Consider the following 25,334-nt stretch of genomic DNA (forward strand, 5'->3'; position numbering starts at 1 on the left):
TAAACAGGCCCCTCCTGGGCCTGTTTTTCTTCCTGCCGCCCAGGGATGGCGCGGCCTGACCGCTGACTACTCCTCTTTCCTTCATGTCGAAACGCTGTTAAACCTGCTACGTAAAATTTCATTCAAATTTCCTGATGATCACCATCATGGTTATCCGCGTGATAAAGCAGCGGATGCGCGTATCGTAATGGCTATCAAATACTCGATCCCGGGGATCACGAATGAGCCAGTTACGAATGCCAGCGCTGTTTTTGGGTCACGGCAGCCCGATGAATGCCCTTGAAGAGAATCGCTATACCGCCGCGTGGCGTCACCTGGGCGATACTCTGCCACGTCCACGCGCGATTATTGCGGTTTCGGCGCACTGGTATACGCGCGGTACCGCCGTGACGGCAATCGCACAGCCTGAGACCATTCATGATTTTGGGGGCTTTCCGCAGGCGCTGTTTGATACGCGCTATCCGGCACCGGGATCGCCTGAACTGGCGCAGCAGCTGGTGGAGCAGTTAGCGCCCGTTGCGGTGACGCTGGATCACGAGTGGGGACTGGATCATGGTTCCTGGGGTGTACTGATCAAGATGTATCCGGAGGCCGATATTCCGGTGGTCCAGCTAAGCATTGATGGCACCAAACCTGCGGCATGGCACTTTGAGATGGGCCAGAAACTGGCTGCACTGCGCGATCAGGGCGTGATGATCGTTGCCAGCGGCAACGTGGTACATAACCTGCGTAAAGTGCGCTGGGATGGCAACAGCGAAGTTTATCCATGGGCCAGCAGTTTTGAACAGTTTGTCCGCGATAACCTGGCGGTGCAGAGCGATGCTGCTTCTCATCCGCTGGTTAAGTTTATGGATCATCCTGGTGCGGCGCTTTCTAATCCGACACCTGAGCACTATCTGCCGCTGCTCTATGTACTTGGCGCACGTCAGCCAGATGACGCCATCAGCATTCCGGTTGATGGCATGGAGATGGGGGCGATCAGCATGTTGTCGGTTCAGGTAGGTTAGGGAAGCCAGAAGAAAACAGGCCAGAAGCTGGCCTGTTATTATCGCGCTGCATTAACCAATAAAAGCGTGCGGATAGAAACGGGAAAGATCCTGCGTGATCAGGTCGCGATCTTCCCGCAGGCCGATACCGGCCGGTTGATCGTCAATCAGCCAGCTGCCAATCAGCGTATAGCTGTCGCCAAACTTAGGCAGCGGATGGAACTGCTGGACGATCATTCCCTCTTCGCCATAGGGTCCATCGACGCGGGCGATCTCCTGACCATTTTCCACGATGCGAATGTTGGCACCTTCACGTGAAAACAGCGGCTTCACCACATATTTGTCCATGTGCGGCACGTCATCTTCCGCGAACCAGGCGGGCAGCAGATTAGGGTGATTCGGGAACATCTCCCACAGCAGCGGCAGTAAGGCTTTATTCGAGATAATGCTTTTCCAGGCCGGTTCCAGCCAGCGCACGCCAGCATCGCCCAGCTTGGTGGAGAACATCTCACGCAGCATGAATTCCCACGGATAGAGCTTGAACAGGTTGCTAATCACCTGATCCTGGGCGTCGGTAAATTCCCCTTTTTCGCCCAGTCCAATTTCATCCATGTAAAGAAACTCACTCGGCAGTCCCGCTTCGGTGGCGCAATCCTGAAGATATTGCACGGTGCCGCGATCTTCGTCGGTGTCACGGCAGCAGGCGAAGTGCAGCCAGTTGAAGCCGTGCTGCTGATGTAACGCGGCGAAGCGTTCAATCAGCTTTTCCTGCAGGCTATTAAACTGATCGCTGCCTGCGGGGAGCTGACCGGCGTTAAGCTGGTCCTCCAGCCACAGCCACTGGAAAAATGCCGCTTCATACAGCGAGGTCGGCGTATCGGCATTGTTCTCCAGCAGCTTTACATCGCCTTTGCCATCCCAGGCGAGATCCAGACGAGAGTAAAGCGAAGGCTGACGCTGATGCCATGAATCGCGCACAAAATCCCAGGTGTGTTTAGGAATGCGGAATTTAGCCAGCAGCGCTTCGCTGTTAACCACTTTTTCCACCACCTGCAGGCACATTTGATGTAATTCAGCGGTCACATCTTCCAGATGCTCGATTTGCGCCAGCGTGAACTGATAATAAGCATCTTCACACCAGTAGGGTTCACCATGCATGGTGTGAAAACGAAAACCGAACTCGGTGGCTTTTTCGCGCCAGCCTGGGCGCTCTGAAATGGCAATGCGTTCCATCGGGGCGTTAGCCTCCCATTGAGCGGCTGGAAGTGCCGCTGGCGCTGCTACGCTGCATGCTGTTCTGCTTCGCGACGGTTTCACCAAAGCCACCACGGGTAATGGTGGAGGTGGTAGCCGGTTTTGGTGCCAGCGCCGTTTTCGGCACGGTCATGCTTTTGCCGGATGTTGCTGCACCATAATTACGGCCTGATGCATCAACAAACTGACCATTGGCCGGGCTGCGGGCATTTTTCGGTGAGAAGAGCGGTTGCTGTGCAAAGCCCGAACCACCGCCCATCATGCGACCCATCATGTAACCTGCCATCAGTGGCATCCAGAAGCTGCCGCCACTCTGCTGCGATTCGGCATTAGTGGTGCCCACGCCCGCCTGAGCCGGTGTCTGCTGACACTGGTTTTCACCAAATTCAGCGACACAATCTTCACGCGTGGCATATTTTGGCGCGGTGCGTTCCGCCTCTTTTTTCGCTTCATTGAATGCGGTAGTACATTGCGCACTCTGGCCCGGATTGGCTTTTGAACAGTCATCGGCATTCTGGTACATCGAAACTGTTTCGTCGTTCTGTTCACAACCAGCCAGCATAAATACCGCCGAAACGGCGATAGCAACGGGCGTTAAATGGCGTGCCTGCCAGCTTTTGCGAAAAGCGGCATAGCGAATAGATTTTGTGCGTTTCATTATGATTATCCTGTGCCCAAAGGTAGCGCATAGAATAGGGGATGGGGGGGTAAAATTGAAGCTGGAGGCCTGATACAACAGGGATCTTTACTTAGTTATACGTTCAACAGAGAGACGGGCCGCAAAGCAGCCCGTCCGCTCATTAATTACCGAAAGGATTACCGCTGCTGTGGCGAGCCGCAGGACGCGCTGCCTCAGAAGAGCCGGTTGCCGCCGGACCGCTATCCACGCGCGCGGTCTGCTGTGCATTTTCCGGTGCTACCGTTTCCGGTGAGGTCGGGATCTCTTTACCCAGCTGGCTGTTCAGTTTCTGCAGGCTCTGCTCATTGAGCGTACCCAGCGCATAGCTGATATTCAGCTGGTTAATCAGATAGCTATAGCGCGCATCAGAGAGCTGCTGCTTAGCGTTGTAGAGCACGGTGGTTGCATCCAGCACATCAACGATAGTACGCGTACCAACCTGATAGCCCGCTTCTGACGCATCCAGAGAGCTTTGCGCAGAGACCACGGCCTGTTTATAAGCGTTGATGCTGCTGATAGAAGCATTCACGTTGTTAAACGATGAGCGGACTGTCTGAACCGCAGAGCGGTGCGCGCTTTCCAGCGATTCACTGGCGCTGACGAAGCTGTACTGTGCCTGTTTCACCTGAGAGGTGACGCTGCCGCCGCTATAGAGTGGCAGTGAGAAGCTCAGACCCACCTGGTTAGTACCGGTAATGGAGTCAGTAGAGCCCTGGCTCTGGTTCGCACGGCTGCCGCCATATTTGCTGTTCGACATGCCGGTAGAGGCCGTCAGACCCAGCGTCGGCATGTGACCAGCTTCAGCGGAGCGGATCTGCTCACGGGCTAAATCCTGGTTCAGACGCGCAGAGAGCAGGGACAGGTTACGGCTTTCCGCCTGCTTAAGCAGCGCGCTGACCGGTTCGGGCTTATCGGTTCTGAAGCGATCAATGCTCAGCGACGCCAGCGACATGTAGTCCATGCCGGTAATCTGACGCAGCGTTTCCACGTTGTTATCGAGGTTATTACGCGCGGTCACTTCGTTAGCCAGCACGCTGTCATATTGCGCACGGGCGTTCTGTACGTCAGTAATGGCAACCAGGCCAACGTTAAAGCGCTGGGTAGTTTGATCCAGTTCGCGATAGATCGACTGTTTCTGCGCTTCGGTGTAAGAAAGGGTATCAATCGCTTTCAGCACGTTGAAGTAGGCGGTCGCGGTGTTCAGAATCAGATCCTGCTGCGCCACCTGATAGGTCACATCCTGGATACCGGCAGCTTTTTCCTGCAGGGTCAGTGCGCGCCATTTCGACATGTCGAAAATAGTCTGGGTTAATTGCAGCGAGCCGCTGGTCGTGTTGGAATGGAGACCGCTACTGTCGCGATAGCCGTTGTTATAGGTGTAGTCTGCACCCAGGCCGAGCTGGGGTAATAATGGGCTACGCGCTTCGTTGATTTTCTCAAAGGCAGAATCGCGATCGGCAGCGGCGCTGCGCAGATCCGGGTTGCTCAGACGTGCTTGTTGATAAACCTGAAGCAGGTCTTCGGCCTGGCTGGCGAAGCTGAAACCGCCCAGGCTCAGCCCAATAAAAAATGGGAGCAGTTTTTTCATTTGCATTCCTTTTGTTGCAGCAAATTGCAGTGGGTGCGCTGCCGGGTAAGCCAAAAAATTATCGCCGATTCTAGCAGAGGGCAACTGTGAGATAAGTTGGCTGAACGTGCCTTCTCCCCCTAATTTACGTAAATAATTCAGAAAGAACCACTTACATGGAGCACGGTTACAGGCTTTTTTCGCTCCACCTCAATCTGCATAAGGAACCCGATGATGCCGGAAGAAAAAAAATCCCCTGTGACTTTCACAAAAAACGATGTAGAAATTATTGCACGCGAAACCGTCTATGATGGTTTTTTTTCCGTCGTACGTTATCGCTTCCGCCACCGCCAGTTTAACGGCGAAATGAGTGGGGAAGTACAGCGCGAAGTTTTTGAGCGCGGACATGCCGCCGTGCTGCTACCTTATGATCCCTTACGCGATGAAGTGGTGCTGATTGAACAGATCCGCATCCCGGCTTATGACAGCAGTGTTTCGCCCTGGCTGCTGGAGATGGTTGCCGGCATTATTGAGCCCGGTGAATCTGTTGAGCAGGTCGTGCGCCGTGAAGCCGTTGAAGAAGCAGGATTAGAGGTCGGCCGGATTAAGCCCATGCTTAACTATCTGGCCAGCCCTGGCGGCACCAGCGAACGTCTGTCGGTGCTGATTGGGGAAGTGGATGCCAGCCAGGCAGAGGGATGCCATGGTCTGGAGGAAGAGAATGAGGATATTCTTGTCCATGTGGTGAGCCGCGAACAGGCTTACCGCTGGGTGGAAGAGGGGATAATTGACAATGCGGCGTCTGTCATCGCCCTGCAATGGCTGGCGTTGCACCATGAGAAACTACGCGAAGAGTGGATACAAAAATGAAACAGCGCTATACCCCTGACTTTCCCGAAATGATGCGGCTCTGCGAAACCAATTTCGCCCAGTTACGCCGCCTGCTGCCGCGTAACGATGAGGCGGGAGAATCGGTGATCTATCAGGTGAGTGGCGCCCGTTATCAGCTGACGATCCAGGAGTCCACACGCTACACCACGCTGGTGGAGATCCGCCAGGTCGCGCCTGCCGTGAGTTACTGGAGTCTGCCCTCGATGTCGGTAAGGCTCTATCACGATGCGATGGTCGCCGAAGTGTGTTCAACTCAACAGATCTATCGTTTCAAAGCGCGCTATGATTATCCTAATAAAAAATTGCATCAGCGCGATGAAAAACATCAGATAAACCAGTTTCTCGCAGACTGGCTGCGCTACTGCCTGGCACATGGTGCGATGGCAGTTCCGGTCTGCTGATGCGTATAATGCAGTAAATGGCGTGGAGACGAAGGAAACGCTTTGGATAGCCTGCTAACTCTTCCTGCAGCGAACGGTTCCGAAATCAGGATTTTGCAAATCACGGATACCCACCTGTTCGCGGGAAAACATGAATCGCTGCTTGGGGTGAACACCTGGTCGAGCTATAAAGCGGTGCTGGATGCGATTATTGCGCAACATCGCGATTACGACCTGATTATCGCCACCGGCGATCTCGCCCAGGATCACTCTATCGAAGCCTATCAGCATTTTGCTGAGGGCATCTCACGTTTGCCGCGGCCCTGCGTCTGGCTGCCCGGTAATCATGATTTTCAACCCGCGATGTTCGACACGCTGGCAGCCGCTCATATCAATGCCCACAAGCAGGTGCTGGTGGGTGAGCAGTGGCAGATTGTGTTGCTGGACAGCCAGGTCTCGGGTGTGCCGCACGGGATGCTGAGCGATTATCAGCTGGAGTGGCTCGATAACGCGCTGGCCCGCTATCCGCAACGTCATACGCTGGTCCTGCTGCACCACCATCCGCTGGCCTCTGGCTGTACCTGGCTCGATCAGCACAGCCTGCGCAACTCACATCAGCTTGATGCGGTGTTACAGCATTACCCGTTAGCCCGGACGCTGGTCTGTGGTCATATTCACCAGGAGCTGGATGTTGAGTGGCACGGTCGTCGTGTGCTGGCCACCCCTTCAACCTGCGTTCAGTTCAAACCGCACTGCACCAGCTTTACGATCGACACCGTGGCACCAGGCTGGCGCTGGTTCACGCTGTATCCGGATGGCGGCCTTGAGACCGAGGTTAACCGGCTCGACACCGACGCTTTTCGTCCCGATTTAGACTCAGAAGGATACTGACGCGTGGCGGTATTACTCTATCTGCACGGTTTTAACAGCTCGCCGCAGTCGGCTAAGGCGACGCAGTTCCGGCAATGGTTAGAGGCGCAGCATCCGGAGATCGAAATGATCGTGCCCCAGCTGCCGACGTTTCCGGCCGATGCCGCCGCAATGCTGGAAGATCTGGTACTGAGCCGCAGCGGCGAAACGCTGGGGCTGGTAGGCTCGTCGCTGGGCGGTTATTACGCCACCTGGCTGTCGCAATGCTTTATGCTGCCTGCTGTGGTCGTCAATCCCGCGGTGCGGCCTTTTGAGCTGCTGGCGGATTTCCTGGGCGAAAATCAGAATCCCTACACCGGCCAGCAATATGTGTTAGAGTCACGCCACATTTACGATCTGAAAGTAATGCAGATTGAACCGCTGGAAGCGCCCGATTTACTCTGGCTGCTGCAACAGACCGGCGATGAAGTTCTCGATTACCGTCAGGCGCTCGACTATTACAGCGCGTGCCGTCACACGGTAGAAGAGGGCGGAAATCATGCATTTACTGGATTCGAGCGCCATTTCCCGCAGATTCTGGACTTTCTCGGTCTGAATCATCCCTGAGTAATGCGGAAATCGCACCCCATTTCACCCTTCTAATCAGACATTTACGATGAGTCAATCTAACTATAACGCGGATGCCATTGAGGTCCTGACTGGCCTTGAGCCTGTTCGCCGTCGCCCGGGGATGTACACCGATACGACGCGGCCCAACCATTTGGGTCAGGAAGTGATTGATAACAGCGTCGATGAGGCGCTGGGCGGCCACGCGAAGCGGGTTGAAGTGATTCTGCACGCTGACCAGTCGCTGGAAGTTATTGATGATGGTCGCGGCATGCCGGTGGATATTCACCCGGAAGAGGGCGTGCCTGCCGTCGAGCTGATCCTGTGTCGTCTGCACGCGGGCGGCAAGTTCTCCAATAAAAACTATCAGTTCTCGGGCGGCCTGCACGGCGTCGGTATCTCGGTGGTTAACGCCCTGTCAAAACGCGTCGAAGTCACGGTGCGCCGTAATGGCGAAATCTATGACATGGCGTTTGAGAATGGCGACAAAGTCCAGGATCTCACGGTCACCGGCACGGTGGCTAAACGCAACACCGGCACGCGCGTCCATTTCTGGCCCGATGAAAGCTTCTTCGACAGCCCACGTTTTTCGGTGTCACGCTTATCACATCTGCTGAAAGCCAAAGCGGTGCTCTGTCCTGGCGTTGAGATTGTCTTTAAAGACAAGCTGAACAATACCGAACAGACCTGGTGCTACGAAGATGGCCTGACTGACTACCTGTGCGAAGCGGTGAATGGCTTACCGACGCTGCCGGAAAAACCGTTTGTCGGCAGCTTTGCTGGCGATGTGGAAGCGGTTGACTGGGCGCTGTTGTGGCTGCCGGAAGGCGGTGAGCTGTTAACTGAAAGCTACGTTAACCTGATCCCGACCATGCAGGGCGGGACTCACGTCAACGGCCTGCGCCAGGGGCTGCTGGATGCGATGCGCGAGTTCTGCGAATACCGCAACATTCTGCCGCGTGGCGTGAAGCTCTCCGCTGAAGATATCTGGGATCGCTGCGCCTACGTGCTGTCGGTGAAGATGCAGGATCCGCAGTTCGCCGGGCAGACCAAAGAGCGCCTCTCTTCACGTCAGTGCGCAGCCTTTGTCTCTGGCGTGGTAAAAGATGCCTTCAGCCTGTGGCTGAACCAGAATATCCAGATCGCAGAGCAGCTGGCTGAGCTGGCGATCTCCAGCGCCCAGCGACGTATGCGGGCAGCCAAAAAAGTGGTGCGTAAAAAGCTCACCAGCGGTCCGGCGCTGCCGGGCAAACTGGCAGACTGCACCGCGCAGGATCTGAATAAAACAGAACTGTTCCTGGTCGAAGGGGACTCGGCAGGCGGCTCGGCCAAGCAGGCGCGCGATCGTGAATATCAGGCGATCATGCCGCTTAAGGGCAAGATCCTTAACACCTGGGAAGTCTCTTCCGATGAGGTGCTGGCGTCGCAGGAAGTGCATGATATTTCCGTGGCGATCGGCATCGATCCCGACAGCGAAGATCTTTCACAGCTGCGCTACGGCAAGATCTGCATTCTGGCGGATGCGGACTCGGATGGTCTGCACATCGCCACGCTGCTGTGTGCCCTGTTCGTGAAACATTTCCGTTCACTGGTCAGAAACGGACACGTCTACGTTGCCATGCCGCCGCTCTACCGTATCGATCTCGGTAAAGAGGTCTACTACGCGCTGGATGAAGATGAGAAAGAGGGCGTGCTGGAGCAGCTGAAACGCAAAAAGGGCAAACCTAACGTTCAGCGCTTTAAAGGGTTGGGTGAGATGAACCCCTTGCAGCTGCGTGAAACGACGCTGGATCCGAATACCCGCCGTCTGGTACAGCTGACCATCAGTGAAGAGGATATCGACCAGACGCTGCGCATGATGGATATGCTGCTGGCGAAGAAACGCTCCGAAGACCGGCGTAACTGGTTGCAGGAAAAAGGCGACAAGGCCGATATCGAAGTGTAAAAAAACAGGACGCGAAAGCGTCCTGTTCTCTTTGTGCTTCAGCCAGCACATCCCCGGAGAACCCGGCAGATTCAGAGCAGAGACAGTAATCCTTGTGAAAATTACCCTGGAAGAGTTACGTGCCTGGGTGGCGGTGGTGGACAGCGGTTCCATTACCGCGGCGGCATCCCAGCTGGCGCAGACCAGTTCGGGCATCAGCCGGGCTTTGTCCCGGCTGGAGAGCAAGCTGCAGACCACCCTGCTGCATCGCACCACCCGACGGCTGGCGCTGACCGAAGAGGGACAGGTTTTTCTGGAGCATGCGCGACAGATCCTGGCCTCGGTTGAGCAGGCCGAAGAGCAGATAGCCCTGCGGCGCGAGATGCCGTCAGGGCGGCTGCGGGTAAACGCCGCCACCCCTTTTATGCTGCATGTGATTGTGCCGCTGGTGGACGATTTCCGCGCCCGCTATCCCCTGATCCAGCTTGAACTGAATACCGACGATATCCTGATCGATCTGCTGGAGCAGCAAACGGACATTGCCATTCGCATCGGCGAACTGCGCGACTCTACGCTGCGCGCCCGGATGCTTGGCAGCAGTGCGATCCGGCTGATGGCCAGTCCGGCCTATCTGGCGAAAGCGGGCACCCCGCAGAGCGTGGCCGATCTCGCGCAGCATCAAATCATCGGCTTCAGCCATCTTGAGGCGCACAACGTCTGGCCGATCTGGCAGCCTGATGGCGATTTCATGCGCATTAAGCCCACAATCTCTGCCTCCAGCGGCGAAACCATCCGGCAGCTGGCGCTGGCAGGACAGGGGATCGCACGCCTCTCCGACTTTGTCAGCCGGGAAGATTGCGCGGCAGGCCGGCTGGTGCCGGTTCTCCCCGCTGAAACCCGCGAGCTGCGGTTGCCGGTGCATGCGGTCTATTACCGCAACACCACGCTCTCTTCGCGCATCGGCTGCTTCCTGGATTTTCTCCGCACCGAGATTGATCGGCGTCAGCTGCTGTGATCTCTCCTGGCATAATAAAAAACCCCTGTCATAGGGCAGGGGTTTGGAGATGCTGGCAAGTCTGGCCGGATTCGCTGTGAGATTGTGCTTGCACAGGGAACACGGTCAGATCGGAAAGACGCTCAAGCCAGTCCCTGGTCGCTCTACCCGCGCCATCCCTGGCGCGGGACGCTTTCCTCTTCTGACCGTGTTCCCTTCGCGTTGAGCTAATTCATTGCTGCCAGAGGCACTCAGGTTTGAGGTTGTCAGCAGCCTTGACCCCTTTTACCGAAAAGGGGTTAAGCCTTCAGCACGAATCAGGCGCTGGGTTCCAGCACCAGAATCTTCACATCCACCACATCATCTTTAATGATGGCGCGATGCGCATCCATGTGCGGCATCTGCTGATGCTGCTCCAGATGACGCAGCGTTTCCCACTGTTCCAGCATAAAAATGGAGTCCGGCGAGTTCTGCTTCCACGGCACCTGCGCCTGATGGTCCAGCAGCGCGTCATACTGATGGCAGCCTTCTTCTTCTAAAACCAGCGGGATCAGTTTTTTCACCGCATCCAGCACGGCCTGACGACGACCGGGTTTGACACAAATTTCAGCAACGACTGTTAACATTCGCGAATTCCTCTTTCATGGGAAAATAGGGGGTATCCCCCAGCCATCTTACGCAAAAACGCGACTAAGATGGGTCCGATAAGCGGCAATATCGCGTGGCACGTCCGGCGCTTTAATCACATCGTTGCAGATAAAGGTCGGCAGCGCTTCCATGCCCAGGAACTGGTTGGCTTTGTGGAAGTGCAGATAAAGACCGTCGACGCCGACGCCTTCAAAGAACTGCTCCGGATCGGTAAAGGCCTGCAGCGGCGCGTTCCAGGTCAGTGACAGCATATATTTTTTGCCCTGCAGCAGACCGCCGGAACCATATTTCTTTGCCGCATCAGAACGGGTACGGCCATCGCTGGCGTAGAGCGAGCCGTGGCCTTCGGTAAAGACTTCATCGATATAACGCTTCACGGTCCACGGCTCGCCCATCCACCAGCCTGGCATCTGATAAATCACCACATCGCTATCGACATATTTCTGCACTTCATCGGCGACCACGTAGTCGCTGTCAGCCAGGGTCACAGACACCTCATGCCCCATGTCACGCAACTGGCTGGCCGCAACGTCGGTCAGCGTGTGGTTCAGTTCGCCTTTAGAGTGGGCAAAGGTTTTGCCGCCATCGATAATTAAAATCTTGCTCATGAATTGTTTGCCTCATTTCCTGAATATGGCGCTTAGCTTACGCGCGCTGCGGTCGCAGAAAAATGGGAGGTTGATCACAACACTTTTGCTGTGGAAGCAACAATGCGCCGGTTTATGGCACCATCTGCAGGCAAACTCACTGTGAAAACAATTATAGAAAAACGCAAAATGAAAAAAATTGTCCTCTCTTTGCTGCTGGCCACCGGTGCTGTCCAGGCACAATCTCATCTCGACACCATCCTCAGTTCTAAAACGCTTAAGGTCTGCACCACCGGCGATTACAAGCCTTACAGCTACCTGCGACCCGATGGTCAGTATGAAGGGCTGGATATCAGCATGGCGAACGCGCTGGCTACCTCGCTCGGCGCGAAAGTGGAGTGGGTGCCAACCAGCTGGAAAAACCTGATGCCCGATTTTCTGGCAAAGCAGTGTGATATCGCCGTCGGCGGCGTCTCCGTCACGCTGAAACGCCAGCAGACCGCCTGGTTCGCCCGGCCGCTGGATGTGGATGGCAAAATCCCGCTGGTGCGCTGCAGCGATAAAGATCGCTTCCAGACCATCGAACAGCTCAACCGGCCTGACGTGCGGCTGATTGAACCGGCAGGCGGCACCAACGAAGCCTTTGTGCACAGCCACCTGCCAAAGGCCTCACTGACGCTGTTCCACGATAACGTCACCATCTTCCGGCAACTGGTGGACAACAAGGCGGATGTGATGATCACCGATGCCTCTGAAGCGCGTTTTCAGCAGCAACATTACCCGACGCTCTGCGCGATCAATCCCGACAAACCGCTGCAGTATGGCGAGAAGGCTTACATGATTCCGCGTGACGACATCAGCTGGAAGCTCTATGTCGATCAGTGGCTGCATCTCAGCACCGCCACAGGCGAATATCGTGACATTGCCCGCCAGTGGATGGGCGCAAAGCCCTGATCCACTTCCGCAGAGAGGTCAGACACTTGCCGGTCTGAATCCGGCGTGCCTCCGGCACATAAAATCGCGCGGCGGGACGCCTGCTCTCCCGCGCTTCCCCTGTGACTAACACCAGCGAATAAGGTACTATCCTCGCCAAACCACCGCCGGGTGTCCCGCCGTTGTGGGCCACGATGTGAGGATGAGAAATTAATGAGTGAACTGACTCAGGATGGTGCAGAGCGTCTTGCCCTGCACACATTCACCGAGAATGCGTACTTAAACTATTCGATGTACGTCATCATGGACCGCGCCCTGCCTTACATTGGCGACGGATTAAAGCCGGTTCAGCGACGTATCGTCTACGCCATGTCCGAACTGGGACTTAGCGCCAGCGCAAAATTCAAAAAATCGGCGCGTACCGTAGGTGACGTGCTGGGTAAATACCATCCGCACGGCGACAGCGCCTGTTATGAAGCGATGGTGCTGATGGCGCAGCCGTTCTCCTACCGTTATCCGCTGGTCGATGGCCAGGGTAACTGGGGTGCACCGGATGATCCCAAGTCGTTCGCGGCGATGCGTTACACCGAATCCCGCCTGTCAAAATATGCCGAGCTGCTGCTGGGTGAGCTGGGTCAGGGGACGGTCGATTATCAGCCGAACTTTGATGGCACGCTGCAGGAGCCGAAGATGTTACCGGCGCGCCTGCCCAATATTCTGCTGAACGGCACCACCGGGATTGCCGTGGGTATGGCGACCGATATTCCGCCGCACAACCTGCGCGAAGTGGCTCAGGCCGCCATCGCACTGATCGACTCGCCGAAAACCACGCTGGAACAGCTGCTGGATATTGTCCAGGGGCCTGATTATCCTACAGAGGCGGAGATCATCACGCCGCGTGATGAAATCCGCAAAATCTATCAGACCGGTCGCGGCTCGATTCGCCAGCGTGCAGTCTGGAAGAAGGAAGAGGGCGAGGCGGTGATTACCGCGCTGCCGCATCAGGTGTCGGGCGCGCGCGTGCTGGAGCAGATTGCGAACCAGATGCGCAATAAAAAGCTGCCGATGGTGGAGGATCTGCGTGATGAATCGGATCACGAGAACCCGACCCGCCTGGTGATCGTTCCGCGCTCCAACCGCGTCGATCTCGATCAGGTGATGAACCATCTGTTCGCCACCACCGATCTGGAAAAGAGCTACCGCGTTAACCTCAACATGATCGGGCTGGATAACCGCCCGGCGGTGAAAAATCTGCATGAGATCCTGACCGAATGGCTGGTGTTCCGCCGAGATACGGTCAAACGTCGTCTGAATCACCGCCTGGATCGCGTGCTGCGCCGCCTGCATATCCTGGAAGGTTTGCTGGTTGCGTTCCTGAACATCGATGAAGTGATCGAGATCATCCGTACTGAGGATGAGCCTAAGCCGGTCCTGATGTCACGCTTTGGCATCAGCGAAACCCAGGCCGAATCGATCCTCGAACTGAAGTTGCGCCACCTGGCAAAACTGGAAGAGATGAAGATCCGTGGCGAGCAGGCGGAGCTGGAAAAAGAGCGCGATCAGCTGCAGGCCACGCTGGCCTCTGAACGCAAGATGAACACCCTGCTGAAAAAAGAGTTACAGGCTGACAGCGCCAGCTACGGCGACGATCGTCGCTCGCCGCTGCGTGAGCGTGAAGAAGCCAAAGCCCTGAGCGAAACCGAGCTGGTGCCGTCTGAACCGGTGACCATTGTGCTGTCGCAGATGGGCTGGGTGCGTAGCGCCAAAGGCCACGATATCGATCCTGCCGGACTCAGCTACAAAGCCGGCGACAGCTATCTGGCTGCGGCACGCGGCAAGAGCAATCAGCCGGTGGCCTTTATCGACTCCACCGGCCGCAGCTACACTCTGGATCCGACGTCGCTGCCTTCAGCGCGCGGGCAGGGCGAGCCGCTGACCGGCAAGCTGACGCCACCGCCGGGTGCGGTAGTTGAACAGGTGCTGATGGAGCCGGATGATCAGCGCCTGCTGATGGCCTCTGATGCGGGTTACGGCTTTATCTGTACCTTCAGCGATCTGGTGTCGCGCAACCGCGCCGGTAAAGCGCTGCTGACGCTGCCGGAAAACGCCCGTGTGATGACGCCGATGGCCGTCCATCATGAAGATGACATGCTGCTGGCGATCACCCAGGCGGGACGGATGCTGATGTTCCCGGTCGGGGAGCTGCCGCAGATGTCGAAAGGCAAGGGCAACAAAATCATCTCGATTCCATCCGCGGAAGCGGCCGCCGGTCAGGACAAACTGGCCTGGCTGATGATTTTACCGCCGGGCAGCGCTATCACGCTGCACGTAGGCAAGCGTAAAATGCTGCTGCGCAGTGAAGAGCTACAAAAATTCCGCGCCGAACGCGGACGTCGCGGTACGCTGTTACCGCGCGGCCTGCAAAAAATTGATCGTGTTGAACTGGATGCGCCTGCGCGTCCGGCGAGCCCGGATAGCGAAGCGTAAACTACCCGGCTGACACCGCGTCAGCCGTGGCTCAATGAGGGAACTATGTTACTGATTCTGCGTGCCATTATTGTGGTCATCTATTCGATCTTAGTCTGTATATCTGGCTGTATCTGGTGTCTGTTTTCACCGCGCAATCCGCGTCATGTCGCCACATTTGGCCATCTGTTCGGCAAACTGTCGACGGTATTTGGCCTTAAAGTAGAACTGCGCAGACCGGAAGGTGCTGAGAATTATGGTAATGCGATCTACATCGCGAACCATCAGAACAACTATGACATGGTCACCGCGGCTAAAATGGTGCAGCCCTGTACGGTGACGGTGGGCAAGAAGAGCCTGTTGTGGGTGCCGTTTTTTGGCCTGCTCTACTGGCTGACCGGTAACCTGCTGATTGATCGCGATGACCGTGCAAAAGCACGCGGCACGATCGGTCAGCTGGTGGATGAGTTTAACAGTAAGCGCATCTCCATCTGGATGTTCCCGGAAGGAACGCGCAGCCGTGGTCGTGGCCTGCTGCCGTTTAAAACCGGTGCCTTTCACGCCGCTGTGGCGGCGGGTGTGCCGATCATTCCGATTGTGGTCTCTAACACGCATGGCAAGATCAACCTCAATCGCTGGAAAAACGGGCTGGTGATCGTTGAGATGCTGCCACCGATTGATGTAAAGGCTTTCGAGTCGTCGTCGGTGCGTAAGCTGGCGACCCACTGTCGCGAACTGATGGCGGCAAAGCTGGAAGAGCTGAACGCCGAAGTCGCAGAACGCGAAAAAAACGGAAATATCTGACCGGCGAACCATTCGCCGAACTATCCTGCAGGGATGCCGCACGGCGGGGCACGTCCGCCCGCCGTGAACGCAGCACAGCAAAAACAGATCAATAAAAACAGGGTCGGCGCTTAGCGCCACGCGTAAAGGGTCAGAAGTTTTATGTCTTTCAGCAGACGTCAGTTCATCCAGCTTTCTGCCGGAGCGGCGCTTAGCGCCAGTGTACTACCTCATGCGGCGCGTGCCGCTTCTTCAGCTAATGGCGATACGCCACTTCCGGTTCCGCCGTTGCTGGAATCCCGTCGCGGCCAGCCGCTGTTCCTGACAATGCAGCGCAGCCACTGGTCTTTTAATGGCGACAACAACAAAGTGCCGGTGTGGGGCATTAATGGCCTCTATCTTGGCCCGACCGTCCGGGTTTACAGCGGCGATGACGTTAAGCTGATCTACAGCAACCGTCTGAACGAGCCGGTCTCCATGACTATCAGCGGCCTGCAGTTGCCGGGCGCGCTGATGGGTGGCGCGCCGCGTATGATGTCAGCCGGTGTCGACTGGTCGCCGGTGCTGCCGATTCGTCAGGCGGCCTCAACCTGCTGGTATCACGCCAACACGCCGAACCGCATGGCTCCGCACATCTATAACGGACTGGCGGGGATGTGGCTGGTGGAAGATGATATTGGCAGGCAGCTGCCGTTGCCGAAGCATTACGGCGTCGATGACTTCCCGATTATCATTCAGGACAAGCGGCTCGATAACTTTGCCACGCCGGTCTATGACCCACCGCAGGATGGCGGTTTCCTGGGCGACACGCTGCTGGTGAATGGCGTACGCAATCCGTTTGTGGAGGTATCACGCGGCTGGGTGCGTCTGCGTCTGCTGAACGCCTCGAATGCGCGCCGCTATGAGATGGTGCTCAGCGACAATCGCCCGTTTATGGTCATCGCCAGCGATCAGGGCTATCTGCCTGCGCCGGTGGCGGTGCAGCGCCTGTCACTGGCGCCAGGCGAACGCCGCGAAGTGCTGGTGGATATGTCGCAGGGCGATGAAGTGTCGATTACCGCAGGTACGGCGGCGGGCATTATGGATCGGCTGCGCGGCTTCTTTGAGCCATCCTCCATTCTGACGTCAACCCTGATCCTGACGCTGCGGCCAACCGGCTTGCTGCCGCTGGTGACGGATAATCTGCCGATGCGGCTGCTGGCCGATCAGATTCTGGATGGCGTGGCGGTTCGCACCCGTGAATTCCGCATCGGTGACAGCATGCCGGGCATTAACGGCGCGATCTGGGATATGAGCCGCATTGACACCACGGCACAGCAGGGCACCTTTGAGCGCTGGATCCTGCATGCTGACCGGCCACAGTCGCTGCATATCCAGGGCGTGATGTTCCTGATTAAAAGTGTGAATGGTGCGCAACCGATGGGCGAAGATCGTGGCTGGAAAGATACGGTGTGGGTCGATGGCAGCGTGGAACTGATGGTCACTTTCCCGCAAAGTTCGTCAGATCACTTCCCGTTCGTCTACTACAGTCAGACGCTGGAGCTGGCCGACCGCGGCACTGCCGGTCAGCTGGTGGTGCAGCCCAGCGCATAACAGCGCGGTCAGGCAGGAAGAACCCGCCTGACCGCGTTAATCGTTAGCTGCCCCAGCCGCAGGGCAGATAAGGTGAGGTCACCTGGTGACGCCCAGCCTTAGTTAAAGGTTTCCGGATCCGGCCCCAGACGATTGCCGCTGTCAAGCTTCGCAATATCGCTCACTTCATGCTTGTCCAGACGGAAGTCGAACACCTTAAAGTTCTCTTCAATGCGGGCTGGTGTCACCGACTTCGGAATCACCACCAGGCCGCTATCCAGATGCCAGCGGATCACGATCTGTGCCGGCGTCTTACCATATTTCTTAGCCAGCGACTTGATGATCTCCTGATCGAAGACCCCTTTGCCGCCCTGCGCCAGCGGACTCCAGGATTCGGTCTGGATCTGATGCAGTGCGTTCCACGCATGCAGCGTGCGCTGCTGTAGCATCGGGTGCAGCTCAATCTGGTTCACCACCGGCGTGACACCGGTTTCATCCAGCAGTCGCTTCAGATGCGCCTCATGGAAGTTACAGACGCCGATACTTTTAGTCAGCCCCTGCTGCTGCAGTTCAATCATCTTCTTCCAGGCATCGACATAATTGTCTTTTTCAGGGCACGGCCAGTGCATCAGATAGAGATCAACCTGCTCCAGTTTCAGTTTCTCCAGGCTGGTTTCCATCGCCTGCTGAACGTTCTGCTGATCGTCGTTCCAGAGTTTGGTGGTCACGAAAATCTCTTCACGCGGCACGTCAGTTTCCTGCAGTGCCTGGCCAATCGCCTCTTCATTCTTATAGGCGGCGGCGGTATCGATTGAGCGATAGCCGACCTCCAGCGCTTTCAGCACCGCATGACGTGCATCTTCAATGCTGGCCTGCCACACACCGAGTCCGAGTTGCGGCATCATATTGCCATCGCGCAGTTTGATAATGGGTTGGTCTGCCATAGTTGCTCCTTTCCGTTGCGGTTAATCCGTGAGATTTCACTGTGCTTAAGTCTAGCCAACAATTCTCAGCCTGCTTAGCTGAGGCAACAACAGTGGTTCTGCCGCCATGCCCGATCCGGTAAATTTCTTGCCTGATTCTCCAGGCTGCTGGTGATTCAGGCATTCGCACGGCACACTGGTTTTTTGCCCGTAAAAGGAGTCGCTATGGCGCACGATGCCCTGTGTCACCGGCTGGCGCAGCAGGTCGTCACATTAATGACCCATGGTCACGACCGTCTTTGCCCGGTCGAAAATGTGTCGCTGATTTACGCTAATCAATATCGTCCCCGTACGCCGATGATGTATCAGCCCGGCATTGTGATCCTGTTTCAGGGCAGCAAAACCGGCTATCTCGGCAGCACAGTGTTTCAGTATGACGCCAGCAAGTACCTGATGCTCACGGTGCCGCTGCCGGTGGAGTGCGAAACCTGGGCCTCGCCAGAGGTGCCGATTGCCGGGCTGTGCCTTAATGTCGATACCGCTAGCCTGCAGGATCTGCTGATTGAAATCGGCGATGACGATCAGTTCCAGCCGCAGCCGCAGACCTCGGGGATCCACTCGGCGTGGCTGACGGAACCGATGCTGTGTGCCGCTGAGCGGCTGCTTGATGTGATGACCCAGCCGCGCGATGCGCGGGTGCTGGGGCCGCACATTGTGCGGGAGATTATCTACTACGTGTTGACTGGCCCGATTGGTGGTGCGCTGCTCTCACTGGTGAGCCGACAGACGCAATTCAGCCTGATCGCGCGTGCCCTGCGACGGATTGAGAATCATTATGCGGAAAACCTCAGCGTCGATGCGCTGGCGGCGGAAGTGAACATGAGCGTTTCAGCCTTTCATCATAACTTTAAAGCGGTTACGCAGACCTCGCCCCTGCAGTATCTCAAGCGATATCGCCTGCATCAGGCGCGATTGCTGATGCTGCACGATGGACTGAAAGCGAGTGCGGCGGCGGTGCGGGTTGGCTATGAAAGTCCCTCACAGTTTTCGCGGGAATTTAAGCGCTATTTTGGCGTGACGCCAGGGGAAGAGGTGAATCGTGTGCGGCAGACGGTAGCGGATCCGTCCGCCTGAGTGGCGGCGGATCCTGATGCTACGCGCTGACGTCAGGCCTGTTTCTGCCGACGCTTTTTCCAGATAACCAGAATGCTGCCGAACAGCCCGAGAAACAGCAACACCATCGGCAGTATCATCAGGATCGCCATCACCTGATCTTCATGACGCTTGATGAACGGCACCTGGCTGATGCCATAGCCAAACGTCACGACGATGCCGACCCACAGCACGCCGCTGAGCCAGTTGAACAGCTGAAAGCGACCATTCTGCAAGCCCGCAATGCCCGCCATGGTCGGCAGGATCGTCCGGATGAAGGCCAGAAAACGGCCGACCAGCAGCGCCATCAGGCCGTGACGGTTAAACATATTCCAGGCACGCTGGTGATACTGCGCGGGCAGATGCATCAGCCAGCTCTTCACCAGCCGGGTATTTCCCAGCCAGCGACCCTGCAGATAGCTCAGCCAGCAGCCCAGGCTGGCGGCGGTGGTGAGGATCACCATCGTCGGCACAAAATCCATCACCCCTTTTGCCACCATCGCACCCGCCAGCAGCAGCAGGCTGTCGCCCGGCAGGAAAGAGGCGGGTAACAGCCCATTTTCCAGAAACAGCGTCAGGAACATCACGCCGTACACCACCCACACCACATCCGGATTTGCCAGCGCGGCAAAATCCTGATGCCAGAGCGCGTGGACAATCTCGTGTAAAACACCCATTTGCTATTCCATCACGTCACAAGGAACTATCCGTCTGCATTCAGGCAATCGGTCGCGGCGCTGCGCAATAAATGCAGCGACCTCACTGATGACCTGAACGGTCTGGGATAAATTTTAACAATAAATGAGCAGCAGCCCGGCAAACTCTGCGGGTGGCCGCTACCCGGTTCATCTTCTGTTTAGCGTCTGTTTATCTTTTGCCTGAATTTATTAACGCGTCAGGCGCGCAAAACCGGCGTCCAGGTCAGCCAGCAGATCGTCAACGTGCTCCAGACCAATATGCAGTCGCACCAGCGTACCGGTGAAATCGACTCCACCCGCCGGACGAATCGCGGCCAGCTCTTCCGGCTGATTCGCCAGGATCAGCGATTCATAGCCGCCCCAGGAGTAAGCCATGCTGAAATGATGGAAGTGATCGAGATATTCCGCCAGCTGGGGTGCGCTGAGTTTTTCCTGCAGGATAAAAGAGAACAGGCCGCTGCTGCCGTTAAAATCACGCTGCCAGAACTGATGACCTTTGCTCTGCGCCAGCGCCGGGTGATTAACCCGCGCCACTTCGGGACGCGCTGCCAGCCACTCTGCCACCTGAATCGCGCTCTCTTCATGCTGACGCAGACGGGTGCCCAGCGTGCGCAGCCCCCGACTCGCCATGTAGGCGGTATCGGCATCGACCATCTGACCCATCAGATAGGAGTTCTCGCGCAGCTGATCGATACAGCGCGCATTGGCGACCGCCGTGCCGATCATCGCATCGCTATGACCAATCAGATATTTGGTGCCCGCCTGAATCGAAATATCGATGTCGTGCGCCAGCGCATCAAATAAGATACCGGCTGCCCAGGTGTTGTCGATCATAATGATCGCCTCGGGCGCTTTGGCGCGAACCGCCGCCACAATCGCCGGAATATCCTGAACTTCCATCGTAATAGAGGCCGGTGATTCCAGGAAAACGACCCGGGTATTGGGCTGCACCAGCTCACCGATTTCACTGCCGATGCAGTGATCGAACCAGCCCGTTGAAACCTGCAGCTTAGTCAGGATTTTAGTACAGAAATCCTGGGTCGGTTCATAGACTGCGCCACTCATCAGCACGTGGTCGCCCGCCTCGACAAACGCCAGAATCGCGTTCGCCACGGCAGCCGCGCCGCAGGGGTAGAGCACACAGCCTGCGCCGCCTTCCAGCTCCGTCATCGCATCCTGCAGTGCAAAGTGCGTCAGGGTGCCACGACGGCCATAAAAGAGTTCGCCTTTTGCCCGACCGGCGGTGGCGCGTTTCTTCTCCGCGACCGTATCAAAAACCAGCGAGGAGGCCCGTTGAATCACACTGTTCACCGAGCCCTGGGTATAACGCTTGCTGCGTCCTGCACTGACGAGCGTGGTATCAATTTTTCTGGTGGTCATGAGTCGCCTTTGCCGCTTCTGACTAAGCCCTCACGTTACCACGAAACGACCAGCAGGGTTGAGACTCAATGGTGATTATCAGAGTGCTTCGCAGGATGAAAATCGGGTCCGCCACCGGACCCGATTTTGCCGACGCTACATCACGCCCATCAGGCGCGGTAACCAGAGGGAGATGGCGGGAATATAGGTAATCAGCATCAGCACGATAAACAGCATGCCGTAAAACGGCAGCATGGCTCTGACCACCTGCTCGATTTTCTGCTTACTGACCGCACTGGCGACAAACAGTACCGTACCGACCGGCGGGGTGATCAGGCCGATCCCGAGGTTGGTCAGCATGATCATGCCGAAGTGAACCGGATCGACGCCAAGCGCGGTGGCGACCGGCAACAGCACTGGCGTCAGGATCAGGATCAGCGGTGCCATATCCATCAGCGTTCCCACCACCAGTAGCAGGATGTTGATACACATCAGGATCACATATTTGTTATCGGAAAGGCTGGTGAACGCCTCGGTGATAATCGTCGGCAGTTGCATAAAGGTCATCACCGCGCCGAATCCGGCCGCGAAGGCGATCAGCACCATCACGATGGTAACGGTTTTAATGGTGCGGAACAGCAGGATATGCAACTGGTTCCATTTAAAGTCGCGGTAGATAAACATGGTGACGAAAAAGGCCCAGATACAGGCGATCGCGGCGGACTCCGAGGCGGTAAAGATGCCGGAGAGAATGCCACCCATGATGATCACCACGGTAAACAGGCCCCAGAACGCGTCGAAGAAGATTTTCAGCGCCTGACGAAACGGAATACGTTCTCCTTTGGGATAGCCGCGTTTATGGGCAAAACCCAGGCACATTATCATCAGGCAGCCACCCAGCAGCAGGCCAGGAAAGATACCGGCAACAAACAGCGAGGAGATGGTCACCATGCCGCCGGTCGCCAGCGAGTAAATCACCGAGTTGTGGCTGGGTGGCGTCAGCACCGCCTGCACCGAGCCGCTGGCGGTTACTGCGGCAGCGAAATCACGCGGATAGCCTTTCTCCTCCATCTGCGGAATCATCACCGAGCCAATCGAGGCGGTATCCGCCACCGATGAGCCGGAAATCGCGCCAAAGAAGGTGGAAGCGACAATGTTCACCAGCGACAGGCCACCGCGAATAAAGCCGACAAAGATATAGGCGAAGTTGACCAGCCGCCGGGCAATCCCGCCCTCCGCCATAATCGCACCCGCGAGAATAAAGAACGGGATAGTCAGCAGCGAAAATTTGTTAATGCCGTTGGTCACCTGAATCACCACCGCTTCCAGCGGCAGATCGATCCACCAGGCGCCAATAAAGGCGCTCAGCCCCACCGCAAAGGCGACCGGAAAACCCACCATCAGCAACACCAGCAAACTGCCTATCAAGATCAATGCATCCATTTTTCTGCTCCGCGTTAGTGGGTGCCGCCCAGCGTGACAATCGGCCGCTGGCTCTGATCGCCGGTCAGCAATCGCTCAACAACAAACAGCAGGGTGAAGATCGCGCCAATCGGAATCGGCAGATACATCTCGCCGTAAGTTACTGCCGGTAATGAAGCGAGCGTCTGCACCCACATCGCTTCACACAGGCTGTAACTGGCCTGAAAGATCACCAGACAGGTGATGATCATCAGCAGATCGCTGACGCGCAGCATCAGGCGCTGCCGGGCGGGTGACAGGCGATCGGTGACCATGGAAACGCAGATATGCGTTCCGGCCCGCAGTCCGACCGGTGCGCCAATAAACGTAAAAATGATCATGCAGATAATGGCTACCGGTTCCGGCCAGGAGAGCGCGCCGTTCATCACGTAGCGGGCGAAGATCCCGATCGGGATCACCGTCACCATAATCATCAGTGCCACGGCGGCCACCAGCATGCAGAGCAGATAGAGCCCATCCATCAGACGTGTATAAGCAGCCATAATTGATACCTGATTAAGCACGCCACACGGCAGTGTGGCGCGGAAGGGTTATTTCACCTCAGCGATCCGGGTCATCAGATCCTGATATTTGCCGCCAAACTGATCGCGCACCGGCTGGGTCGCTTTGACGAAGTAGTCACGGTCGGTCTGCTGGAAGGTGACGCCACCTGCCTTCATTTTGGCGATCGACTCTTCGGTATAGGTCGCCCAGAGCTGGCGCTCCTCATCCTGCGCCTCTTTGCCGAGCTTCTTCAGCAGCGCCTGATCCTCAGGTTCCAGGCGATCCCAGGCGCGTTTTGAAAACAGGATCATCTCTGGCTGGATAAAGTGGCCGCTGAGGGTGTAGTACTTCGCCACTGGCATATAGTTATGGGCGACAAAGGTCGGTGGGTTGTTCTCGGTGCCATCGACCACACCGGTCTGCATCGCACTGAACACTTCACTGACGCCCATCGCCACCGGATTCGCGCCCATCGCTTTCAGCGTCGCCAATGAGATGGCGCTGTTCTGCACCCGGATCTTCATGCCTTTCAGATCTTCCGGTTTTGCCAGCGGCTTCTTGGTGATCATGTTGCGCTCACCGGCATCGGTCCAGCCCAGGAACACCATGCGGGCGTTGGGATCTTTATCGAATTTGTCGGCAATCTCGCGGCCTATCTCGCCATCCAGCACTTTGTGCATGTGGTCAATGTCGCGGAAAATGTAGGGCAGGGTCAGCACGCTGGTTTCCGGGGCGATCGAGGTGACTGGCGCCAGCGACACACGGATCATGTCGATTGCGCCCAGCTGCACCTGTTGCAGCGTCTGATCTTCGTCCCCCAGCACGCCACCGGCGAAGAGCTTCATCTCCAGCCGTCCATCGGTGGCCTGTTTGAGTTTGTCGCCCATGTGCTGCAGGGCGACCACGGTCGGATAACCGGCAGGCTGGACTTCAGCCACTTTGATCACCTGTGCCGTGGCGGTGGCGCTCATCATCATCACCGCCAGGGCACTGGCCAGGCATGTTTTCGTCATTCTCATTATTTTGTCTCCCGCTGAGGTAGGACGGCGTCCGGCGTCGGGGGCTAACCGGAGAGAACCGTGTGGAGCCAGCATAGTGAAAACGCGCGCCAGTAAAATGCGGCAATGCTGATTGAATGAATGCCATCACATTTTGAAACGATGTTTTAATAAATTTTCATGCAACTTCACATTTTCGAAACATCCTTGTCAAAAGTGTTTAAACCTGGTCAATTGCGGGTAAATGGCGGCGATCAGCTTTGTAAATACTAATGAGAACTACTATCAATTCGCCGTCGTTTTGCTATTATTCGCGCTTGTCTCGCATCCCTGAATCAGAAGTTGGAGAAGCAGCGTGGTAGCCAGTGATTTGATGCAAACGGACCTCTCCGTTTGGGGCATGTATCAACATGCCGATATCGTGGTAAAGGTGGTCATGATTGGCCTGTTATTGGCCTCAGTGGTGACCTGGGCGATCTTCTTCGGCAAATATGCCGAACTCAGCGCCGCTAAGCGCCGTCTGAAGCGCGAGCATCTGGCGCTGGGCGAAGCCCGCAATCTGAATGACGCCGCCCGCATTGCCCAGTCGTTTACCGGTCACAGCCACAGTGTGGTGCTGCTGAATGATGCGCAGAATGAGCTTGAACTGTCGGCTGGCGTGGAAGATACCAACGGGATTAAAGATCGTACCAGTTTCCGCCTTGAGCGCCGCGTCGCTGCGTTCAGCCGCCATGCAGGCCGGGGCAATGGCTTCCTGGCCACCATCGGTTCGGTTGCGCCGTTTATCGGCCTGTTCGGCACCGTATGGGGCATCATGAACAGCTTTATCGGCATCGCTAAAACCCAGACGACGAACCTTGCGGTTGTTGCACCAGGTATCGCCGAAGCGCTGCTGGCAACCGCGATTGGCCTGATCGCTGCGATTCCGGCGGTGGTGATCTACAACGTCTTTGCCCGCATGATCGCCAACTACAAAGCCTCGCTGGGTGATGTCGCCGCTCAGGTGATGCTGCTGCAGAGCCGTGATATCGATCTGGGCACCGTCGCCACTGATGTTCCGCGTCCTGCGACGGCTCAGAAACTGCGCTTAGGGTAAGTT

Annotated in this window: 24 protein-coding genes; 13 read left to right on the forward strand and 11 right to left on the reverse strand. The window is 56.6% G+C overall.

The genetic code is table 11. From position 1 onward, the window contains the following. Positions 1-221: 221 nt before the first annotated feature. Positions 222-1,007 carry a 4,5-DOPA dioxygenase extradiol gene (gene ygiD / locus AFL22_RS11380; protein WP_052271469.1) on the forward strand — a complete coding sequence of 262 codons (786 nt, stop codon included), beginning with the start codon at positions 222-224 and terminating at the stop codon, positions 1,005-1,007. Between the two features lie 51 nt (positions 1,008-1,058). On the opposite strand, the gene AFL22_RS11385 is transcribed toward ygiD, so the two are convergent. From AFL22_RS11385 to tolC, 3 genes are all read right to left on the reverse strand, one after another. Further along, positions 1,059-2,219 carry a glutathionylspermidine synthase family protein gene (locus AFL22_RS11385; protein WP_033769850.1) on the reverse strand — a complete coding sequence of 387 codons (1,161 nt, stop codon included), beginning with the start codon at positions 2,217-2,219 and terminating at the stop codon, positions 1,059-1,061. Between the two features lie 7 nt (positions 2,220-2,226). Further along, complete coding sequence (locus tag AFL22_RS11390) at positions 2,227-2,898, reverse strand: DUF1190 family protein (RefSeq protein ID WP_010249037.1); 672 nt, start codon at positions 2,896-2,898, stop codon at positions 2,227-2,229. Positions 2,899-3,040: 142 nt separating this feature from the next. Next, positions 3,041-4,507, reverse strand: a complete 1,467-nt coding sequence (tolC, locus tag AFL22_RS11395) for an outer membrane channel protein TolC (protein WP_052271470.1) — start codon at positions 4,505-4,507, stop codon at positions 3,041-3,043. Positions 4,508-4,720: 213 nt separating this feature from the next. On the opposite strand from tolC, the gene nudF reads away from it, so the two are divergent. The 6 genes from nudF to AFL22_RS11425 all read left to right on the forward strand — a co-directional run bounded on the left by nudF (position 4,721) and on the right by AFL22_RS11425 (position 10,172). Beyond that, a complete protein-coding gene (gene nudF / locus AFL22_RS11400) occupies positions 4,721-5,356 on the forward strand; it encodes an ADP-ribose diphosphatase (RefSeq protein ID WP_033758832.1) in 636 nt (211 codons plus the stop codon). Next, complete coding sequence (locus AFL22_RS11405; RefSeq protein WP_008925735.1) at positions 5,353-5,778, forward strand: DUF1249 family protein; 426 nt, start codon at positions 5,353-5,355, stop codon at positions 5,776-5,778. Before nudF ends, AFL22_RS11405 begins: the two co-directional genes overlap by 4 nt. A 42-nt stretch (positions 5,779-5,820) precedes the next feature. After that, entirely contained in the window at positions 5,821-6,648 is an 828-nt protein-coding gene (gene cpdA, locus AFL22_RS11410) for a 3',5'-cyclic-AMP phosphodiesterase (RefSeq protein ID WP_010671125.1), read from the forward strand. A 3-nt stretch (positions 6,649-6,651) separates the two neighbouring features. After that, entirely contained in the window at positions 6,652-7,233 is a 582-nt protein-coding gene (gene yqiA, locus AFL22_RS11415; protein WP_033772614.1) for an esterase YqiA, read from the forward strand. Between the two features lie 49 nt (positions 7,234-7,282). Beyond that, the gene (parE, locus tag AFL22_RS11420; protein ID WP_010249031.1) at positions 7,283-9,178 is read left to right on the forward strand and encodes a DNA topoisomerase IV subunit B; all 1,896 of its coding nucleotides are present in this window, start codon (positions 7,283-7,285) and stop codon (positions 9,176-9,178) included. A 94-nt stretch (positions 9,179-9,272) separates the two neighbouring features. Further along, on the forward strand, positions 9,273-10,172 hold the full coding sequence (locus AFL22_RS11425; protein ID WP_010671124.1) for a LysR substrate-binding domain-containing protein: 900 nt from the start codon (positions 9,273-9,275) through the stop codon (positions 10,170-10,172). Positions 10,173-10,468: 296 nt separating this feature from the next. Here AFL22_RS11425 and AFL22_RS11430 read toward each other — a convergent pair whose 3' ends face one another. Further along, entirely contained in the window at positions 10,469-10,777 is a 309-nt protein-coding gene (locus AFL22_RS11430; protein WP_010249029.1) for a putative quinol monooxygenase, read from the reverse strand. A gap of 48 nt (positions 10,778-10,825) precedes the next feature. Further along, entirely contained in the window at positions 10,826-11,407 is a 582-nt protein-coding gene (locus tag AFL22_RS11435; RefSeq protein WP_010249028.1) for an NAD(P)H-dependent oxidoreductase, read from the reverse strand. A 168-nt stretch (positions 11,408-11,575) separates the two neighbouring features. Here AFL22_RS11435 and AFL22_RS11440 point away from each other — a divergent pair, with 168 nt between their 5' ends. From AFL22_RS11440 to ftsP, 4 genes are all read left to right on the forward strand, one after another. Further along, positions 11,576-12,340 carry a transporter substrate-binding domain-containing protein gene (locus AFL22_RS11440; RefSeq protein WP_061703106.1) on the forward strand — a complete coding sequence of 255 codons (765 nt, stop codon included), beginning with the start codon at positions 11,576-11,578 and terminating at the stop codon, positions 12,338-12,340. 192 nt (positions 12,341-12,532) lie between these two features. Beyond that, positions 12,533-14,806, forward strand: coding sequence for a DNA topoisomerase IV subunit A (parC, locus tag AFL22_RS11445; protein WP_052271471.1), 2,274 nt, complete (start codon positions 12,533-12,535; stop codon positions 14,804-14,806). Between the two features lie 45 nt (positions 14,807-14,851). Continuing rightward, positions 14,852-15,589, forward strand: coding sequence for a 1-acylglycerol-3-phosphate O-acyltransferase (locus AFL22_RS11450; RefSeq protein ID WP_010671121.1), 738 nt, complete (start codon positions 14,852-14,854; stop codon positions 15,587-15,589). Between the two features lie 141 nt (positions 15,590-15,730). Continuing rightward, complete coding sequence (ftsP, locus tag AFL22_RS11455; protein WP_010249023.1) at positions 15,731-17,161, forward strand: cell division protein FtsP; 1,431 nt, start codon at positions 15,731-15,733, stop codon at positions 17,159-17,161. Between the two features lie 98 nt (positions 17,162-17,259). On the opposite strand, the gene dkgA is transcribed toward ftsP, so the two are convergent. Further along, positions 17,260-18,084, reverse strand: a complete 825-nt coding sequence (gene dkgA / locus AFL22_RS11460) for a 2,5-didehydrogluconate reductase DkgA (RefSeq protein WP_010249022.1) — start codon at positions 18,082-18,084, stop codon at positions 17,260-17,262. A gap of 204 nt (positions 18,085-18,288) precedes the next feature. Between dkgA and AFL22_RS11465 the strand changes: the two genes are divergently transcribed. Next, positions 18,289-19,197 (forward strand): AraC family transcriptional regulator, encoded by a 909-nt coding sequence (locus AFL22_RS11465; protein WP_010249021.1) that lies wholly within the window; start codon positions 18,289-18,291, stop codon positions 19,195-19,197. A 32-nt stretch (positions 19,198-19,229) separates the two neighbouring features. Here the strand turns inward: AFL22_RS11465 and AFL22_RS11470 are convergent, their stop codons facing one another. From AFL22_RS11470 to AFL22_RS11490, 5 genes are all read right to left on the reverse strand, one after another. Further along, complete coding sequence (locus AFL22_RS11470; protein WP_010249020.1) at positions 19,230-19,892, reverse strand: DedA family protein; 663 nt, start codon at positions 19,890-19,892, stop codon at positions 19,230-19,232. 210 nt (positions 19,893-20,102) lie between these two features. Beyond that, a complete protein-coding gene (gene metC, locus AFL22_RS11475) occupies positions 20,103-21,293 on the reverse strand; it encodes a cystathionine beta-lyase (RefSeq protein WP_052271472.1) in 1,191 nt (396 codons plus the stop codon). Between the two features lie 135 nt (positions 21,294-21,428). Continuing rightward, on the reverse strand, positions 21,429-22,715 hold the full coding sequence (locus tag AFL22_RS11480; RefSeq protein WP_010671118.1) for a TRAP transporter large permease: 1,287 nt from the start codon (positions 22,713-22,715) through the stop codon (positions 21,429-21,431). 14 nt (positions 22,716-22,729) lie between these two features. Beyond that, a complete protein-coding gene (locus AFL22_RS11485; protein WP_010249016.1) occupies positions 22,730-23,236 on the reverse strand; it encodes a TRAP transporter small permease in 507 nt (168 codons plus the stop codon). A gap of 48 nt (positions 23,237-23,284) precedes the next feature. Beyond that, positions 23,285-24,256 (reverse strand): TRAP transporter substrate-binding protein, encoded by a 972-nt coding sequence (locus tag AFL22_RS11490; RefSeq protein ID WP_052271473.1) that lies wholly within the window; start codon positions 24,254-24,256, stop codon positions 23,285-23,287. A 352-nt stretch (positions 24,257-24,608) separates the two neighbouring features. Here AFL22_RS11490 and exbB point away from each other — a divergent pair, with 352 nt between their 5' ends. Beyond that, entirely contained in the window at positions 24,609-25,331 is a 723-nt protein-coding gene (exbB, locus tag AFL22_RS11495; protein ID WP_022623877.1) for a tol-pal system-associated acyl-CoA thioesterase, read from the forward strand. Positions 25,332-25,334: the final 3 nt, after the last annotated feature.

Source organism: Pantoea sp. CFSAN033090 (assembly GCF_001264395.1).
In the GTDB taxonomy this organism is placed as follows: Bacteria; Pseudomonadota; Gammaproteobacteria; order Enterobacterales; family Enterobacteriaceae; genus Pantoea; species Pantoea agglomerans.